This window comes from Streptococcus halitosis (assembly GCF_023147855.1).
GTDB lineage: Bacteria > Bacillota > Bacilli > Lactobacillales > Streptococcaceae > Streptococcus > Streptococcus halitosis_B.
Window position 1 is genome coordinate 163,518 of record NZ_JAHXOP010000002.1, and the last position, 17,080, is coordinate 180,597.

At 42.1% G+C, this 17,080-nt stretch carries 18 protein-coding genes and 1 pseudogene; 2 read left to right on the forward strand and 17 right to left on the reverse strand.

Annotation, left to right across the window (positions count from 1 at the left end; all coding sequences use genetic code 11):
* Positions 1–31 precede the first annotated feature (31 nt).
* The 12 genes and pseudogenes from KZX55_RS05235 to KZX55_RS05290 form a co-directional block, all read right to left on the reverse strand.
* Positions 32–697 carry a CPBP family intramembrane glutamic endopeptidase gene (locus KZX55_RS05235; protein WP_248025368.1) on the reverse strand — a complete coding sequence of 222 codons (666 nt, stop codon included), beginning with the start codon at positions 695–697 and terminating at the stop codon, positions 32–34.
* A gap of 27 nt (positions 698–724) precedes the next feature.
* Positions 725–1,399, reverse strand: a complete 675-nt coding sequence (locus KZX55_RS05240; protein WP_248025377.1) for a CPBP family intramembrane glutamic endopeptidase — start codon at positions 1,397–1,399, stop codon at positions 725–727.
* Positions 1,400–1,417: 18 nt separating this feature from the next.
* A complete protein-coding gene (locus tag KZX55_RS05245) occupies positions 1,418–1,591 on the reverse strand; it encodes a hypothetical protein (protein ID WP_248025379.1) in 174 nt (57 codons plus the stop codon).
* Positions 1,592–1,726: 135 nt separating this feature from the next.
* On the reverse strand, positions 1,727–2,590 hold the full coding sequence (locus KZX55_RS05250) for an Rgg/GadR/MutR family transcriptional regulator (protein WP_248025381.1): 864 nt from the start codon (positions 2,588–2,590) through the stop codon (positions 1,727–1,729).
* Between the two features lie 103 nt (positions 2,591–2,693).
* A complete protein-coding gene (gene tsaD, locus KZX55_RS05255; protein WP_248025384.1) occupies positions 2,694–3,704 on the reverse strand; it encodes a tRNA (adenosine(37)-N6)-threonylcarbamoyltransferase complex transferase subunit TsaD in 1,011 nt (336 codons plus the stop codon).
* Positions 3,694–4,131, reverse strand: a complete 438-nt coding sequence (gene rimI / locus KZX55_RS05260; RefSeq protein WP_248025389.1) for a ribosomal protein S18-alanine N-acetyltransferase — start codon at positions 4,129–4,131, stop codon at positions 3,694–3,696. The genes tsaD and rimI overlap by 11 nt, the downstream gene beginning before the upstream one ends.
* Complete coding sequence (gene tsaB / locus KZX55_RS05265; RefSeq protein ID WP_248025396.1) at positions 4,128–4,811, reverse strand: tRNA (adenosine(37)-N6)-threonylcarbamoyltransferase complex dimerization subunit type 1 TsaB; 684 nt, start codon at positions 4,809–4,811, stop codon at positions 4,128–4,130. Before tsaB ends, rimI begins: the two co-directional genes overlap by 4 nt.
* 337 nt (positions 4,812–5,148) lie before the next feature.
* The gene (locus tag KZX55_RS05270) at positions 5,149–5,364 is read right to left on the reverse strand and encodes a hypothetical protein (protein ID WP_084852869.1); all 216 of its coding nucleotides are present in this window, start codon (positions 5,362–5,364) and stop codon (positions 5,149–5,151) included.
* Between the two features lie 253 nt (positions 5,365–5,617).
* Positions 5,618–5,785: a hypothetical protein gene (locus KZX55_RS05275; protein ID WP_248025399.1), complete on the reverse strand. Its 168-nt coding sequence runs from the start codon at positions 5,783–5,785 to the stop codon at positions 5,618–5,620.
* A gap of 286 nt (positions 5,786–6,071) precedes the next feature.
* A pseudogene (locus tag KZX55_RS05280) lies at positions 6,072–6,693 on the reverse strand (Fic family protein).
* Positions 6,694–6,713: 20 nt separating this feature from the next.
* Positions 6,714–7,319, reverse strand: coding sequence for a hypothetical protein (locus KZX55_RS05285; protein ID WP_248025414.1), 606 nt, complete (start codon positions 7,317–7,319; stop codon positions 6,714–6,716).
* 1 nt (position 7,320) lies between these two features.
* The gene (locus KZX55_RS05290; protein ID WP_248025416.1) at positions 7,321–7,596 is read right to left on the reverse strand and encodes a transcriptional regulator; all 276 of its coding nucleotides are present in this window, start codon (positions 7,594–7,596) and stop codon (positions 7,321–7,323) included.
* A gap of 846 nt (positions 7,597–8,442) precedes the next feature.
* On the opposite strand from KZX55_RS05290, the gene KZX55_RS05295 reads away from it, so the two are divergent.
* Positions 8,443–8,676: a DNA-dependent RNA polymerase subunit epsilon gene (locus tag KZX55_RS05295; protein WP_033584763.1), complete on the forward strand. Its 234-nt coding sequence runs from the start codon at positions 8,443–8,445 to the stop codon at positions 8,674–8,676.
* 1 nt (position 8,677) lies between these two features.
* The gene (gene rnjA / locus KZX55_RS05300; RefSeq protein WP_248025419.1) at positions 8,678–10,357 is read left to right on the forward strand and encodes a ribonuclease J1; all 1,680 of its coding nucleotides are present in this window, start codon (positions 8,678–8,680) and stop codon (positions 10,355–10,357) included.
* A 305-nt stretch (positions 10,358–10,662) separates the two neighbouring features.
* Here the strand turns inward: rnjA and mnmG are convergent, their stop codons facing one another.
* The 5 genes from mnmG to KZX55_RS05325 form a co-directional block, all read right to left on the reverse strand.
* Positions 10,663–12,576, reverse strand: a complete 1,914-nt coding sequence (mnmG, locus tag KZX55_RS05305) for a tRNA uridine-5-carboxymethylaminomethyl(34) synthesis enzyme MnmG (protein WP_248025421.1) — start codon at positions 12,574–12,576, stop codon at positions 10,663–10,665.
* 8 nt (positions 12,577–12,584) lie between these two features.
* Positions 12,585–13,040 carry an NUDIX hydrolase gene (locus KZX55_RS05310; RefSeq protein ID WP_248025423.1) on the reverse strand — a complete coding sequence of 152 codons (456 nt, stop codon included), beginning with the start codon at positions 13,038–13,040 and terminating at the stop codon, positions 12,585–12,587.
* Positions 13,041–13,180: 140 nt separating this feature from the next.
* The gene (gene mnmA, locus KZX55_RS05315) at positions 13,181–14,302 is read right to left on the reverse strand and encodes a tRNA 2-thiouridine(34) synthase MnmA (protein ID WP_084877247.1); all 1,122 of its coding nucleotides are present in this window, start codon (positions 14,300–14,302) and stop codon (positions 13,181–13,183) included.
* Between the two features lie 161 nt (positions 14,303–14,463).
* Positions 14,464–15,855 (reverse strand): argininosuccinate lyase, encoded by a 1,392-nt coding sequence (argH, locus tag KZX55_RS05320; protein WP_248025428.1) that lies wholly within the window; start codon positions 15,853–15,855, stop codon positions 14,464–14,466.
* 27 nt (positions 15,856–15,882) lie between these two features.
* Positions 15,883–17,079: an argininosuccinate synthase gene (locus KZX55_RS05325; protein ID WP_248025430.1), complete on the reverse strand. Its 1,197-nt coding sequence runs from the start codon at positions 17,077–17,079 to the stop codon at positions 15,883–15,885.
* Position 17,080 lies beyond the last annotated feature (1 nt).

The following is a 17,080-nucleotide window of genomic DNA, read 5'->3' on the forward strand; positions in this document are numbered from 1 at the left end:
AGGATAGACCGATATTGCCGAGCACCTAAAATTACAGCAACGGTAAAATTTGACCAATACCGTTGTAAACTATATGCAGCCCAATAGGCCAATAAATGGACTTTATCACTCTAAACAAGACTGCAAATATGAGACCGCCACCCATATATACGAAAAAGTCTGTCAAGACCCAACCATGATTACTAATATGCAAGACCCCAAACAAAGCAGCCGAACCGAGCACATCCAGTCCCCACTTCTTCCCTTTTTCCAGAGCGGTCATCACCAATCCACGATAAATCATCTCTTCAAAAATGGGACCTGCAATCACAGGATAGAAAAAATACATCAAAAATGCCGTTGCTCCCGTAAAAGCAGGAACATCCAGTTGATAAGCAATTTCATTTTTGGTAGATGGGAAAAGATAAAATGTGACGAAATTCCAAATAACAAAAGCAAGAAGAGCTAAAAAGGAATAAAAAAGATAGAAACCTCTAAATTTTCGACTGTTAATTTTCTGCCATTTACCTGACCAAACCATAACAATAATAGCAAGCAGAACCACAAGAAAATTCAACAGCATATCCGACAAATAATAGGCAAAGTCGGATAGACCAGCAGCAAGGTCGCTATGTAAAAGCAAACGAACGAAGAACTGGTCAGAAATAACAAGTAGAATAGCTATTAAAAAATAGTAGCGTGAGATTATCTTTTTCATATTTCATCTTTTTCATATTTCATCTTTCTAATACCCAAACACCAGTAAACTGACGATGATTAAAAAGGTATTCCACAAGATGTGAAGGGCCATTGACCAATAAATTGAACGTGTATAACGAAAGAGCATACAGAGTAGCAGACCTGCTCCTGCATAAACGATGAAGTCTGTTAACATCCATCCATATTGTAAAACATGGATGAGACTAAAGAGTGTGGAAGAAATGATGACGTCAATATAGTATTTTTTAAATTTAGATAGGGCTGTCATCAGAAGTCCACGGAAAACTAACTCCTCAACTATCGGAGCAATAAGACTGCCGTAGAGAATACGTGTCACAAAATAACTAATTCCCGTCAAATTGGCTACGGTTTCTTTTATAGCACTACCATTTTGCGTGCTGGGAAAGATCCGAGTCGTTATATTTACCCACAAAAACATCAATATAAAGGAAAGAAAGAAGATACCCAGATAGGACCAACGAAACTGGAAGCGACCGTACTCTTTCCAACGTTGACTCTTAACAAGAACCACAGTAGCAGCAATTCCTTCAATTACTATCAATAAAATTTGAATCCCATAAAATCCAAAATCTGATAATTGATCCATAAACTCTAATCTCACTACTAAATTAAAAATCAAGTAATAAGACATAAGTACCAAAATGGTCCCTAGGTAAAATTTCGTTTCTTCCCTTTTCATAGTTTTTTCTCCCAAATGTTAGTTACGACGTTTTCCAAACAGTCCTTCAATCAGTCCATTCGACCAATCAAATGCCCCATAAGGTCTGGGACTAATACCTCTACCTCCCCAAGCAGGCAAAGCACTACCACCACAACCAATATTTTCACCCACACAAGCCATAGTGAAATTTCCGCCGTAAACCTGCTCCAACTCCGCTTCTGCAACCTAGCCTAGGATTTGCTTCAAATGTCTTACAAGGACAGTAAAACACGGAAATTAGCTCATTTTAGAAAATCGCATATTTGATATTTTTTCTCATGGAAATCTCTCATTTGCAATAGTGGATTAATCGATAAGCTCTTTATATTGCTGTAAACGTAATTCAAAAAGGGCTGTTAATTGGGGATTTTCTAATACTTGCAGAGATTGGATAAAGTGTTCAATCTCTTTTTGATTGCTTCCCTTAGTTTGAAGGAGTACACTCATCTTCTTTAAAAACTGCAATGATACTTTCTCAAAAACATCATATGGCCGGAGCATACTCTCCAACTCGGCTTCAAAGATTGGGATATAGGAAAAAAGTTTGCGCTCCATGAGTTCTGAGATGATATTAAGATAACCACTTTTCATATACAATTGATTGTGTACCAACTCTTTAAATTCCTTGGATTTTTCAAGTAAAGAGGTGGATAAAAAAATCAGATCTTGATTACTTAAGAAAGGCATGGTATTGCAAAAAAGATAGAGTTCAAACCAGGTCCAAGACTCGATAGCATAGAGATAAGTAGTTAAAAACTCGCTATCTTCCTCTTCTAGCAGATAGTTTTTATCCAAGGAATGAATGGCATCTTTAATCACAATAGCGTTCAAACGACGATAGGTCTGCGCCATCTGTTCTTGCTCGACCTCCTCTAATAATTGCTCTAAGCCTGCTATATCTTGATGGGCAAAACGATTTACAATCTTTCGACCGATTCGCATATGTGGGGATTCCTGATAGTTATTAAGCTTGTGTCCAAACTCATCGAAGGTCACATTTATCCCTTGGATAGCTAGTATCAGTTTATCTGCAGACAGCATAGACTGTCCCAGTTCAAACTTGGATAACTGGGATGCTGTCAGGCCCTCACAAGCCACATCTGACTGCTTGAGTTTTCTAGCCAAACGTAATTCCTTGTAAAATTCTCCCAATTCCATTCTCTCAATCATCTGACCACCTCCTAATTTTTACATATTATATCATCATTCTTACAGATTTGTCAAAATATTCTGACATTTCCCGTAATAAAAAAGCCAGCCTCAAGCTGACTCTTTATTCTATGGTATCAAAGGCGAGACTCGGTTTGGCATTGAGATCCAAGCCCGCAAAGTTTTCTTTATTCCACTCGCTGACGCTGGCATAGGCAATCATACCTGCATTGTCTCCACAAAGGCGCAGAGGCGGGATGATGACCTTGACATCTGTGATTTCAGCTGCTAGGCGTTCTCTGAGCCCTTTATTAGCTGCCACGCCACCGGCCACGACCAGAGTTTTAACAGGGTATTTTTCCAAGGCCTTCTTGGTTTTGGCCATAAGAATATCCATGACGGCTGCTTGGAAGGACGCTGACAGGTCTTCCTTGGACAAGCTTTCTCCCTTTTGCTCGGCATTGTGGTGAAGATTGATAAAGGCAGACTTCAAACCTGAGAATGAGAACTCCAGATTGTCTTCCTTAATCATAGCACGAGGGAAATCATAAATATCCTGCCCCTGATGAGCTAGCTCATCAATCTCGCGACCTGCTGGATAGGTCAAACCCATGACACGGCCGACCTTATCATAGGCCTCACCAACTGCATCATCCCGCGTTTCCCCAACAATCTTATAATCCCCAGCCTCAGAAACATAGACCAACTCTGTGTGCCCACCACTAACCAAGAGGGCTAGCAAGGGAAACTCCAAAGGCTCAACGCTCTGAGCCGCCATAAGGTGACCAGCCATGTGGTTAACGGGGATCAGCGGAAGTCCATGAGCCCAAGCAAAAGCCTTGGCAGCTGACAAACCAACTAGCAATGCTCCAACCAATCCTGGCCCATATGTGACCGCAACAGCTGTCACGTCCGCTTCGGTAATCCCTGCTTCTGCTAGCGCCTCCTCGATGCAGGCTGTAATAACCTCGACATGGTGACGACTGGCCACTTCTGGCACTACACCCCCAAAACGTTTGTGACTCTCAATTTGACTCGCAATGACATTGGACAAGAGCTCATCATCGTTTTTCAGTACGGCAACACTGGTCTCATCACAGGATGTCTCAAATGCTAAAATATATCTATCCTTCATCTATTTCTCTCTTCATGATAATGGCGTCCTCGATTGGATCATGGTAGTAGGCCTTTCGCTCAGCGATGACCGCCATCTTTTCTTTCTTGTAAAATGCTTGCGCTCGTTGGTTTGACTTTCTGACTTCAAGGAAAATCTCCTTGTCTGTCGGCAATGTTGCAAACAAGGCTGACGCAATTCCCTGAGCCTGATAGGCCCCTTTGACAGCGATTTGCAGGACTTCTGCCTCAAATAGATTCTCCTGAACGGCTAGAAAGCCAATCACTTCTGTCCCATCATAAGCCAGAGCGTACCAAGTCTGGTCTTGGGACAGGTCTGCTTGGATTTGTTCCAGTGTCCAAGGACTGACTGGATAAACAACTGCCATGACAGCGTAGATGGTTTGAGCCAATTCAGGCTGTTTTTGGATTCGTTTGATTTCTATCATAGGCGTTTAATGTAGGACTCGCCAGACTCGGTGTGGTTCTTGAGCCAATTTTCCTCGGCTTCAACTCGCTTGAGGTAATTTGGCACAAAGTCGTGCAAGGAGTCTGCTTCCTTGTCCCATGCCCACAAAGCTAGATTAGCTGCATTTGGCAAGGTTTCTTGGTAGCTAGCTTGTGGTAGCTGTTCTTGGATCTGCTCCACAAAGGCACCAACTTCTCCGACGAAGGTCACCTGTTCAGCATCCGTGACCTTTTCTAGCACTTCCGCAAAGGATAGGTGTGCTTCTGCCGTGACAGGTTTGGCATTTTCATAAAATCCTGCATAAACATTGTTGCGACGCGCATCCATCAAGGGAACAAGTAAGCCTTCTTGTTGGCGCGGTACCAGAGCCAAGAGACTAGACATGCCAACTAACTCGATGTTCAGGGTATGAGCCAAGGTCTTGGCAGTTGCTACCGCAATTCGCAAGCCCGTGTAGCTACCTGGCCCTTCAGCGACCACGATTCGATCCAAATCCTCAGGTGTCCAATCCAAACTCGCCATCAAAAAATCAATGGCAGGCATGAGGGTAATACTGTGGTTTTTCTTGATATTGATCGTCATCTCGGCAAGAACTTGCTTGTCCTCTAAAATCGCTAGAGAAAGAGCCTTGCTGGACGTATCAAAAGCTAATACTTTCATAACATATTCCTATCTTTTTGTCTGCTTACTATTATACTACAAAAGCGGGCGCATGGGAATTTTCTTTGTTTTGAAACAAAAGGAGCCTGCCACTTAGGACAAGCAATTCTGCACAAAAAATTAAAAAAACTGTAGATTTTTTCCATCTTTTCCAATAGAAAAGTAAACAAGGGATTGAAAGGTTAGCCATAAGAAGTTTAGATAAAACATATATGCTTTGGATCGATATTTGATACGAAAGTTCATCGTAAACATAAGGATATCACCTGAAAATAGAAAAATCCGCCCCCTCTAAAGACGAGGTGGATTTCCTGTATATCTAGAGGAATAATTGACTTTAGGCATTTAAACCAAAGTAGAAAACGAGCCAGACAACATAGGTTACAAGGAGGAGAAAAATTGAATAGAGAGTTACAAAAGCAAGCTTCCAAAGGAATTTTGTTTTGCGGTGTTCCAGATGCACAAACAAGGCATTCCCCCCATAGACACAAGCTACAAAGACTATAAACACCAAGAGGCGAGCTCCTATCGCAAATTCAAACAAACTAAACATTCTTAATCCTCCTTTTGGTATTCCTATTTTTATATAAACTGTTGACAATGTTAGTCTGTCAATGTTAAAATGTAATTCAACACTGGTAGAAAAATCAGGTTGAGTCGTTGACTCTTCGGGTTGCAGTGCTATCCCTGAAACTTTGGTTTCTAAAGAACTGAAATTGCGATTGAACAATTCGCCCCAGTGTTTGACGGCTCTTGACTTCGGTCAGGAGCTTTTTGATGCTTTTAAAGTTGATTCCCTCAGTCAGTTATAGTAAAGTATAAATATCGAGAGGATAACATAGGGCGACTGGTGGCAGAGCGTTCAGTTGGTTATCTTCGTTAAAAGCGTAGATGATTTTTTGATTGGCAAATCTATCTAAATATTGTTGTGCTGACCGTTGCAAAACATCCGCATACTTATTTAAAGTCCTCATGTCCGCATCTTCAGGGTATTTGTAGCCACCACGCAACCGATAACTTGACTTTACTGACTTGTCAATGTTAAAATATAATTGAACATTGGTATGAAAATCAGGTTGAGCCTTTGGCTCTTCAGGCTGTGGTGCTGTCCTTGAGGGTTCGCCTTCTAAATAACCGGAATTGCGATTGATTAGTTCGCCCCCAGTGTTAGATGACTCTTGACTTTTGTCAAGAGCTTTTTCTTTTTCGACCTAAAACAGAGACTTTTCAATATTATCCTTGAATTCTCACATATTACTCTTAGACTTTTTGAGAATACTCTTTGGCATGATTAATCTTTCCGTCAAAATTTTTATTTTTTAAATCGTTGATGTAATTCTTTTGTTCACCCTGAAAATAAGTCAATAGAGGTTCTTTATTGTCCCTAAGTTGAAGTGTTTCCAAGGCAGAGTAGTAATGACTCTTGTTTGAATCATCTACGATGAATGTAATGATTCCTTCTTTTAGGCATTCTTTATACAATAGCAAGCGTCCCACTCGACCATTACCATCTGCGAACAGATGTATCTGTTCAAACCGGCCATGGAAGTACGTAAGATATTCCAAATCTTTTTCTTTTTTTAGGCTATATCCAATAAGTAAGCTCTGAATTTCTTCTTCTACACGATCCACAGAAACCGTTGCGATAAGCCCTACTTCATTTTGAAGCACTTTATATCGTCCAATAGGAGCGATTGAACTATGTTCTGAACTTATTCCACTTTTTAATAATCGGTGTAGATTTTTTATATAATCTTCTGTTATAGGTTCCTTAGCTGTATCAAGAATATAAGTGGTAGGCAAAACGTTTTTGAGTGATGTCATAAATTCCTCCATGAAATTTTGTTTCACGTTCTGCCAAGAGCCTTTCAATGAAATCCATTACGCCTCCTACAAAGTTTTTTAATATACTTTCTCAAAAATAGCATCCCAGGATAGTTCTCTAATCAAGTTGTTTACTTTGCTCTTACCTGCATTATTCTTAATGGCATCACCAATTTCTTGCACGTCTAGCCCCACAACTTCAGCCATCCATAATCTGAGTTGCAAACTCGTACATAAATTACGTTTATACTCATCGTTCAAAAATTTATCAATAGTTTGGTAAACAGATTTGTATTTTTTATTTTCATATCTTCCATCTTTAATCTCAATCATAGTCTGAGCAAAAAATGAAACAAGGAAATGCCATTTTTGATTTGGTTCACATTTATCATCTAGGTTTAAGTCTAAAATCGAGATATCATTCATTTCCCGCAGATATGAAAGTTCATATTCTTCAAATGAATTCTTCTCTAGGCAGTTTTTAAGAACTTCATAATTTTTATAATGCTGTTCATCTTTTGAAATGTATTCTCCCTGAGAAGAACAAACTTTGGCGAAATCAATATATCCAATATAGTCTCCTTCTTTTTGCCCATATCCTGTTTTCATATACTCATTAGTGATGGGAGGTTTCGCCTCTTTATTAATAAAGTAGTCTCTTACTTGTTTAAATGTCGGTCTCATATCATCTCTCATTCTTTATAAATTCCATTACGTTTTCGACAATATCATTTTTAATATACTGATATTCTTCTTCTGAAATATTTTCAAGAAAAGCAATTGTTTCCTTATAATCGTTATATAAACCTTCATCTATATATTTAAGATTATTAGCATCTTCATCTAAAATAGAAACTGCCTTTCTTTTGTTAGCTTCAATGAATCTTTCGTTTCTTGTATAAAGTCCCATTTCATAAAAAAATAGATTAAATAATAAAGTTATTTCAATTGTATCATTCATCTAATAATTCTCCTTGTAACATTTTTCTCCATTTTAACATTGGCTCTTGACCTAGGTCAGGAGCTTTTTGATGCTTTTAAAGTTGATTCCCTCAGTAAGTTATAGTAAAGTATAAATATCGAGAGGATAACGTAGGGCGACTGGTGACAGAGCGTTCAAAGGTACCAACTTCTGGTACGGGTGTGGGACTACCTTCAGCTTTGAGCTGTAAAGACCCCTGACTACCATTGGTCCTCTCTTTTTGCTTACTCTTAGATTAAGGGCTTTTCTTTACCTTTTAGTAAGCAATCCACTCCATCTTGCTATTTCTACATCATTTTACTTATAGATTGACTTCTTAGCCTCATAGATGATAGAATTAAGTAAAGGCTGAGATCGAGTTTGATTTGGTGACAAGTCATTCAAAGGTTGCGATGCATTCGCTTCAGGTAGAGGTGCTGCCACCTGGACTGCTCCAGGAAAATCCCCGAGTTTTGTCTCAGCCTTTTTATTTACTCTCGAGATTTCTCAAGAGCTTTTTCTTTTTTCAAAGATATCATTCTTCCCAACCATCTACACCAACGGTTAATGGAACTAGAACTATATTCTTCCTTAAATCTACTATCGCTTTAGATTCCCCCTTTATTATAACACCTAAGTACTCTCCGACCAAATCCTTTCTATCTTTTTGCTTCTTCTTCCCCTCACGACTTTCTCATTTCCCGTCTTTTACTAATTTTTCATTTTGTGGTATAATTGAAATAATTGTAACGAATCAAGGTCAATCTAGACACAAAATGGAATGAAATCAAGCAAATCTCTACTAAAAGTTTGGAATAAGCTGACCTGTAAATAGAAAGGAACTATATGATTTATAAAGTTTTTTATCAAGAAACAAAAGAACGTAGCCCACGTCGTGAAACAACACGCGCACTTTACCTAGACATCGATGCCAGCTCAGAACTTGAGGGCCGTATCGCTGCTCGCCAACTTGTCGAAGAAAACCGCCCAGAGTACAACATCGAGTATATCGAACTCTTGTCTGACAAATTGCTAGATTACGAAAAAGAAACTGGCGTCTTCGAAATCACGGAGTTCTAATATGGCCTATACTCTTAAACCTGAAGAAGTCGGCGTTTTTGCCATCGGTGGTCTGGGAGAAATCGGGAAAAACACATACGGAATTGAATACCAAGACGAGATTATCATCGTCGATGCTGGGATTAAATTCCCAGAAGATGACTTGCTGGGTATCGACTACGTTATCCCTGACTACTCTTACATCGTGGACAATATCGACCGCGTCAAGGCTGTTTTGATTACACACGGACACGAGGACCACATCGGTGGGATTCCATTCCTGCTCAAGCAAGCAAATGTCCCTATCTATGCTGGACCACTTGCCTTGGCTTTGATCCGTGGAAAACTCGAAGAACACGGCCTCTTGCGCAACGCTAAACTTTACGAAATCAATCACAACACTGAGTTGACCTTTAAAAATCTCAAGGCAACTTTCTTTAGAACGACTCACTCTATTCCAGAGCCTTTGGGAATTGTCATTCATACTCCTCAAGGAAAAATCGTCTGTACGGGTGACTTTAAGTTTGACTTTACACCAGTTGGTGAACCTGCGGACTTGCACCGGATGGCTGCCCTTGGTGAAGAGGGTGTTCTCTGCCTCCTCTCTGACTCGACAAATGCGGAAGTCCCAACCTTTACCAACTCTGAAAAAGTCGTTGGCCAGTCCATCATGAAGATTATCCAAGGCATCGAAGGACGCATCATCTTTGCATCCTTTGCCTCAAATATCTTCCGTCTCCAGCAAGCAACGGATGCTGCTGTTAAGACTGGACGCAAGATTGCGGTCTTTGGACGTTCTATGGAAAAGGCCATTGTCAACGGAATCGAGCTTGGCTACATCAAAGCTCCTAAGGGAACCTTTATCGAGCCAAATGAAATCAAAGACTATCCTGCAGGCGAGGTTCTCATCCTCTGTACAGGTAGTCAGGGCGAGCCTATGGCAGCCCTCTCTCGTATCGCCAATGGAACCCACCGTCAGGTGCAACTCCAACCCGGCGATACTGTTATCTTCTCTTCTAGCCCAATCCCCGGAAATACTACTAGCGTCAACAAGTTGATTAACATCATTTCTGAAGCTGGTGTCGAAGTTATCCACGGTAAAGTGAACAATATCCATACATCTGGACACGGTGGTCAGCAAGAGCAAAAACTCATGCTCCGCTTGATTAAGCCGAAATACTTCATGCCTGTCCATGGTGAATACCGCATGCAAAAAGTCCACGCTGGATTAGCGGTGGATACTGGTGTCGAGAAGGACAATATCTTTATCATGAGCAATGGTGATGTGCTTGCCCTTACTGCAGACTCAGCTCGTATCGCAGGTCATTTCAACGCCCAAGACATCTATGTCGATGGAAATCGTATCGGTGAAATCGGTGCGGCTGTCCTCAAAGATCGTCGTGATCTATCTGAAGATGGTGTCGTTCTAGCAGTCGCAACTGTTGACTTCAAGTCACAGATGATTCTTTCTGGCCCAGATATCCTCAGCCGAGGCTTTGTCTACATGAGAGAATCTGGTGACTTGATTCGCCAAAGCCAGCGTATCCTCTTCAATGCTATTCGTATCGCACTGAAAAACAAGGACGCTAGCGTTCAATCTGTCAATGGTGCCATTGTCAACGCTATTCGCCCCTTCCTTTATGAAAATACAGAACGTGAACCAATCATCATCCCTATGATCCTCACACCAGATGAAGAATAATACTCTTCGAAAATCAAATTCAAACCACGTCAGCTTCGCCTTGCCGTACTCAAGTACAGCCTTCGGCTAACTTCCTAGTTTGCTCTTTGATTTTCATTGAGTACAAGTCAACAAAACAGCCCCGTCTTCGGAGCTGTTTTTTCTATGCTTTCTTTTGAGATTAAAACTCAATAAAAATCGAAATCAGACTAGAAGGCTAGGCGAAAGCATAACTTAAGCTAGCTCCCATAGTTCGGGGGACTATGGGAGGCTGTAGATGAATCAAAGTCAAGCTTTGAACTCATTCGTAAGAAGCCGACGATGTATCATTTTGATTTTTGAAGATTTTTAGAAATACTACGATTTTTACCTTCAAGATACACCATCAAAATAGAAATATCTGCTGGATTTACTCCCGAAATACGGCTAGCTTGGCCGATGGTTTCTGGATTGATAAGTTTGAACTTCTGACGAGCTTCTGTCGCGATAGAATCAATATCATCCCAATCAATATTGGCTGGAATACGTTTTTCTTCCATGCGTTTCATCTTGGCAACCTGATCCATGGCTTTGGAAATATAGCCTTCATACTTGATTTCTGTTTCAATCAATTCGATAATCTTGTCATCCAAGTCCTCAGCAGCTGGTCCGATGAAGGCCACCACATCTTGGTAAGAAACTTCTGGTCGACGGAGAAATTCTTTGGCTGTCACGGCATCAGTCAACGGCTTGAAGCCCATCTCCTCAACCTTAGCATTGGTTTCCTTGACTGGCTTGAGTTTGATACTGTCTAGGCGCTTCATCTCATTTTCAAATTGATTTTTCTTGATTTCAAAGCGAGCCCAACGTTCATCGTCAACAAGTCCAATCTCTCGCCCCATCTCTGTCAAGCGCATATCCGCATTGTCATGGCGAAGGATGAGACGGTATTCAGCACGGCTGGTCAAGAGACGATAGGGTTCAATGGTACCCTTGGTCACCAAGTCATCAATCATGACCCCAATATAACCGTCACTGCGCTTCAAAATCAATTCAGGCTTGCCTTGGATTTTCAGAGCCGCATTGATACCAGCGATAATTCCTTGGCCAGCAGCTTCTTCGTAACCTGACGTTCCATTTGTCTGACCAGCAGTGAAAAGTCCTGAGATTTTCTTGGTTTCCAGAGTCGCACGCAACTGGTGAGGCAAGACCATATCATACTCAATGGCATAACCAGTTCGCATCATCTCTGCATTTTCCAACCCTTTGATGGAATGTACCAAGTCACGTTGAACATCCTCAGGCAGACTGGTTGATAAACCTTGAACGTATACTTCCTCAGTGTCACGCCCTTCTGGTTCTAGAAATAGTTGGTGGCGTTCCTTGTCTGCAAAGCGCACAATCTTGTCCTCAATTGATGGACAGTAACGAGGTCCCACACCCTTAACTACACCTGTAAACATAGGCGCACGGTGTAGGTTGTTTTGGATAATCTCATGGCTGGTACCATTGGTATAGGTCAACCAGCATGGCACCTGGTCCTTGACATAATCTTCATCACGTGAAGTGTATGAGAAGTGATTAGGGGCCTCATCTCCTGGCTGAATCTCTGTCACGTCATAATTGATAGAGGAAGCCTTGATACGTGGAGGGGTTCCTGTCTTGAAACGACCAATTTCGAGTCCCAGTTCCTTGAGATTGTCAGCAAGGTTAATCGAAGCCAGACTGTGGTTAGGACCTGACGAATACTTGAGGTCTCCGATGATGATTTCCCCACGTAGGGCAGTTCCTGTCGTCACGATAACAGCCTTGGCAGCATACTCTTGATGGGTAGCTGTACGCACACCGACAACCTTGCCATCTTCCACCAAAATCTCATCAATCATGGTTTGACGAAGGGTCAGATTCTCTTGATTTTCAACTGTCTTGCGCATTTCCTTAGAGTAAAGCTCCTTGTCAGCTTGCGCACGAAGGGCACGGACAGCTGGCCCCTTCCCTGTGTTGAGCATCTTCATCTGGATGTAAGTCTTGTCAATATTCTTGGCCATTTCACCACCAAGGGCATCGACCTCACGCACGACAATCCCCTTGGCAGAACCACCGATCGAAGGGTTACAAGGCATGAAAGCCAGCATTTCGATGTTGATGGTCGCAAGCAAGACCTTACAGCCCATACGGCTGGCAGCCAAGGAAGCCTCAACCCCAGCGTGTCCCGCACCGATTACAATAATATCGTATTCTTCCGTAAAATTATAAGTCATTTTCTCTCCTATTCCTCAAGATGAATGTGTCTTAGTTGGCCGTCCCAGTCTGGTAGAGTTGTTTTTAAAAAGGCTGGAACTAGCTGGATATTCTGGAGTTCATCCAAGTCAATCCACTCACAGGGCTGCGTTTTTTCGTCTTCCTGCATGGTCAATGGAGCATCTTCAAGCAAGTTCACCAGATAATGAAACTCGATGTTGTGATAGGAAACACCGTCTTGTTCAAAACGATTTTCAACCACGAAAGCTAGCTGCCCAGCTTGAGCTTTGACACCTAGTTCTTCCCTCACTTCACGGACTACCGCTTCTTCCGTACTTTCATTGACTTGAATCGCACCACCAATAGTGTAATACTTGCCCTTGTCTTTGGTAACTAGGAGCTTGCGATTTTGAAGAATCAAGGCTGTCGCCCGAACACCAAAAACAGTATTTCCCACTTTTGTCCGAAAGTCTTGTTGAGTCATTTTTGTCCTTTCCCTTAAACGACACAAAAACAGTCAAAACTCCAAAGAAGTGCAGGACAAAAAAGCCTGCAACATCCATGAGCTTTGACCATCATTTCTATTGCTTTTATTATTGTAGCAAATTGAGAAAATTTGTCAATCTAAATGTACTGACAAACTTGTCCATCGCGGTAGGCATTGTCAATCAAACCACCACCGAGGCACTCTTCGCCATCGTAAAAGACAACTGCTTGTCCTGGCGTGATCGCGCGCTGTGGCTCCGCAAAGATAACCTCTGCCTTGTCTCCTTTGACATGTACTGTCACCTTAGAATCAGGCTGACGGTAGCGGAATTTAGCTGTACATTCGAGCGTAAATTCCTCTGGCATGTCACGAGTAAAGTGAACTTGACTGGCCTCTAGACTGGTTGACATAAGCGAATCATGGTAGAAACCTTGTCCGACATAAAGGATATTCTTGCTTAGGTCTTTTCCGACAACGAACCAAGGGGCATTGTCACCGCCGTGTTGCCCACCGATACCGAGTCCGCCACGCTGACCAATCGTATAATACATCAGACCTGCATGCTCACCCATATCGCGTCCATCCACAGTCATCATGCGACCAGACTGAGCTGGCAGATAGTTGCTGAGAAAGTTTTTAAAGTTCTTTTCTCCGATAAAGCAAATTCCTGTCGAGTCTTTCTTCTTAGCAGTCGCAAGTCCTGCTTCTTCTGCGAGTCTGCGAACTTCAGGCTTTTCCAAATGTCCCAATGGGAACATGGTTTTTTGGAGTTGTTCTTGCGAAAGTTGACTGAGGAAATAGGTCTGGTCCTTCCCATTGTCCACGCCACGAAGCATGTGAACGATGCCATCCTCATCACGCGCCACTCGAGCATAATGCCCAGTCGCTACATAGTCTGCACCCAAGGTCATAGCATAGTCCAAAAAGGCCTTGAACTTGATCTCCTTATTGCACATAACATCTGGATTTGGCGTGCGCCCTGCACGGTATTCCGCTAGGAAATACTCAAAAACGCGGTCCCAGTACTCTTTTTCAAAATTGACAGAGTAGTAAGGAATGCCGATCTGGTCTGCCACCGCAGCCACATCCTTGTAATCTTCGGTCGCCGTACAGACGCCGTTTTCATCTGTGTCGTCCCAGTTCTTCATGAAGATACCGATCACATCGTAGCCCTGCTCCTTGAGCAAGAGAGCCGTCACCGACGAATCGACACCACCACTCATCCCCACAACAACACGTGTTTTAGAGTTATCACTCATGGTAAGTCTCCCATCTATTCGTTTATTCACGATTGAAGGTCGTGTGTGCTTCAACGATTGAAGGTCGCTTGAGCAGTATTCATTATAACACGCTTGGTTGGAGAAGACAAGAAAGAGGCTGATAAATCATCTCAACCTCTCTTTCTTACTTTGCAAACGAATCAATTTTTCCCTTTAAGTTCTTTCTTCGCTTGTTCTATCTGGTATTTCACTTGCTCAAAGCCGGTTCCTCCTAAGGAATTCCGTCTCTGAACAGCGGTTTCTGGGCGCAAGTAGATATAAATATCCTCTTCAATCAAGGGATGGTAGACTTGCAACTCCTCCAAATCCCAATCTTGGATGTTTTTACCATGCTTGATAGAGTCTAGAACCAATTTCCCTACTATTTCATGCGCTTCTCTAAAAGGGAGTCCTTTTTCAGCCAAATAATCTGCCAGTTCGGTCGCATTCGAAAAATCATTCTCTGTAGATTGCTGCATTTTGGCCTTATTAACCTGCATGCTCGATAGCATACCTGCCAACACATCCAGAGAATTTAAAATCGTGTCTACTGTATCAAACATGCCTTCCTTGTCCTCTTGCAAATCCTTATTATAGGCCAGAGGCAAAGACTTCATGACGGTCAATAGTCCAAGCAAGTTCCCGTAAACCCGTCCTGTCTTCCCTCGAATCAATTCGGCCATATCAGGATTTTTCTTCTGGGGCATGATAGACGAACCCGTTGAAAAGCTATCAGACAAGCTAATGTACTGATACTCAAAACTGCACCAATTGATGATTTCCTCACAAAAACGACTCATATGCATCATCAAAATGCTGGCATTTGACAGAAATTCTAAGATAAAATCACGGTCACTCACTGCGTCCAAGGAATTGGTATAGGGTTGTTGGAAACCCAATAAATCACTCGATAATTGACGATCGATTGGAAAAGTTGTCCCCGCTAAGGCAGCCGCACCCAGTGGAGATAGATCCGTATGTTTCAAGTTAAATGCAAAGCGTTCGCTGTCCCTTTGGAACATATTGTAATAAGCCATGAGATGGTGGGCAAAACTAATCGGTTGGGCGTGCTGTAAATGGGTATAGCCTGGCATGATGGTTTCCACATGTTTTTCAGCCAAATCCAGCAAAACACTGTTCAGATTCGCCAACTTATCCAAGACATGGCCAAGCTGCTCCTTTAGATATAAGTGCATATCCGTTGCGACTTGGTCATTCCGAGAACGAGCCGTATGTAGTTTCCCAGCCAGAGGACCGATTTTCTCTGTCAGCAACACTTCCATATTCATATGAATATCTTCATTTGCAATATCAAAATGAAGCTCTCCTGCCTCTAAATCTCGCAACAAAGCTTTCAGACCATCTTGGATCTGCTCTGCCTCTTCCAAGCTCAAAATGCCAGTCTGTCCTAGCATTTGAACATGAGCTAGGGAACCCATCAAATCAAATTTTGCCAGCTGGTGGTCAAAGGAAATACTCGCACCGAACTGTTCTACCCACTCTTCCACAGTGCCTTCAAATCGACCACCCCATAATTTTGTATTTTTCGGCATATCCTGTCGTCCCTTTCTATCGCATCACTACTCAACATTTTTCTGAACTTCTGAATAAACCTTAGTCGGAAGCCCCCAAAGCTTGATAAATCCAACAGCCGCATCTTGGTCAAAAGTATCCGCACTAGTATAAGTCGCCAAATTTTCATCGTAAAGAGAATTTGGAGATTTCCGCGCCACTACCTGGGCGTTCCCCTTATAAAGTTTAACTTTTGCAGTTCCATTGACAACTTTCTGTGTCTCCTTGATATAGGCAATCAAAGCCTGAGTTGCTGGGCTAAACCACAAGGCATTATAGATGAGATTGGACAACTCATTTTCGATAATAGGTTTAAAATGAGCCACTTCTCTCACAAGAGTCAAGTCCTCAATCTCCTTATGAGCTGCCAATAAAGTCACAGCACCTGGGCACTCATAAATCTCTCTTGACTTAATACCGACTAGGCGATTTTCCACATGGTCAATACGACCAACACCGTGTTTACCCGCAATTTCATTTAGATTTTGAATCAAATCCGCCACTTTCATCTTCTCACCATTGAGGGAGATGGGTACCCCACAGCTAAACTCAATGTCAATAAATTCTGGACTGTCTGGAGCCTCTTCTGGCGAAGATGTGATTCCAAATGCTTCTTCTGGCGCTTGGTTCCAAGGATTTTCCAAGACACCACATTCATTTGCACGTCCCCAAAGATTTTGATCGACAGAGTAAGGATTGTCAAGGTCGGCAGGAACTGGAACACCGTTTTCTTTGGCATATTGGATTTCTTCTTCACGAGACCATTTCCACTCACGAACAGGCGCCACTACCTTTAGATTGGGATCCAAAGCTGCGATAGAGACTTCAAACCGAACTTGGTCGTTTCCCTTGCCTGTACAACCATGGGCAATTGTGGTTGCCCCCGTCTGATGAGCTATTTCAACGAGGTTTTTTGAAATAAGAGGGCGACTCAGAGCAGATACCAAGGGATACTTTTGTTCATAGTAGGCATGAGCCTGAAGGGCCACTAAAACATAGTCATTAGCAAATTCTTCCTTAACATCAATGACGTAAGACTCAACAGCCCCAACCTTGAGAGCTTTATCGTGGATGAACTCCAAATCTTTTCCTTCACCCACATCCATACAAACAGCAATAACATCATAGTCTTTTTTTAACCATGTAATAGCAACTGATGTATCCAATCCACCTGAATAGGCTAAAATGACTTTTTCCTTACTCATT

Excerpts from the sequence above, each read along its gene's own strand:
- KZX55_RS05235 (WP_248025368.1), bottom strand. The coding sequence starts at position 697 with ATGAAAAAGATAATCTCACGCTACTATTTTTTAATAGCTATTCTACTT.
- KZX55_RS05240 (WP_248025377.1), bottom strand. The coding sequence starts at position 1,399 with ATGAAAAGGGAAGAAACGAAATTTTACCTAGGGACCATTTTGGTACTT.
- KZX55_RS05250 (WP_248025381.1), bottom strand. The coding sequence starts at position 2,590 with ATGATTGAGAGAATGGAATTGGGAGAATTTTACAAGGAATTACGTTTG.
- tsaD (WP_248025384.1), bottom strand. The coding sequence starts at position 3,704 with ATGAAGGATAGATATATTTTAGCATTTGAGACATCCTGTGATGAGACC.
- rimI (WP_248025389.1), bottom strand. The coding sequence starts at position 4,131 with ATGATAGAAATCAAACGAATCCAAAAACAGCCTGAATTGGCTCAAACC.
- tsaB (WP_248025396.1), bottom strand. The coding sequence starts at position 4,811 with ATGAAAGTATTAGCTTTTGATACGTCCAGCAAGGCTCTTTCTCTAGCG.
- KZX55_RS05270 (WP_084852869.1), bottom strand. The coding sequence starts at position 5,364 with ATGTTTAGTTTGTTTGAATTTGCGATAGGAGCTCGCCTCTTGGTGTTT.
- KZX55_RS05275 (WP_248025399.1), bottom strand. The coding sequence starts at position 5,785 with ATGAGGACTTTAAATAAGTATGCGGATGTTTTGCAACGGTCAGCACAA.
- KZX55_RS05285 (WP_248025414.1), bottom strand. The coding sequence starts at position 7,319 with ATGAGACCGACATTTAAACAAGTAAGAGACTACTTTATTAATAAAGAG.
- KZX55_RS05290 (WP_248025416.1), bottom strand. The coding sequence starts at position 7,596 with ATGAATGATACAATTGAAATAACTTTATTATTTAATCTATTTTTTTAT.
- KZX55_RS05295 (WP_033584763.1), top strand. The coding sequence starts at position 8,443 with ATGATTTATAAAGTTTTTTATCAAGAAACAAAAGAACGTAGCCCACGT.
- rnjA (WP_248025419.1), top strand. The coding sequence starts at position 8,678 with ATGGCCTATACTCTTAAACCTGAAGAAGTCGGCGTTTTTGCCATCGGT.
- mnmG (WP_248025421.1), bottom strand. The coding sequence starts at position 12,576 with ATGACTTATAATTTTACGGAAGAATACGATATTATTGTAATCGGTGCG.
- KZX55_RS05310 (WP_248025423.1), bottom strand. The coding sequence starts at position 13,040 with ATGACTCAACAAGACTTTCGGACAAAAGTGGGAAATACTGTTTTTGGT.
- mnmA (WP_084877247.1), bottom strand. The coding sequence starts at position 14,302 with ATGAGTGATAACTCTAAAACACGTGTTGTTGTGGGGATGAGTGGTGGT.
- argH (WP_248025428.1), bottom strand. The coding sequence starts at position 15,855 with ATGCCGAAAAATACAAAATTATGGGGTGGTCGATTTGAAGGCACTGTG.
- KZX55_RS05325 (WP_248025430.1), bottom strand. The coding sequence starts at position 17,079 with ATGAGTAAGGAAAAAGTCATTTTAGCCTATTCAGGTGGATTGGATACA.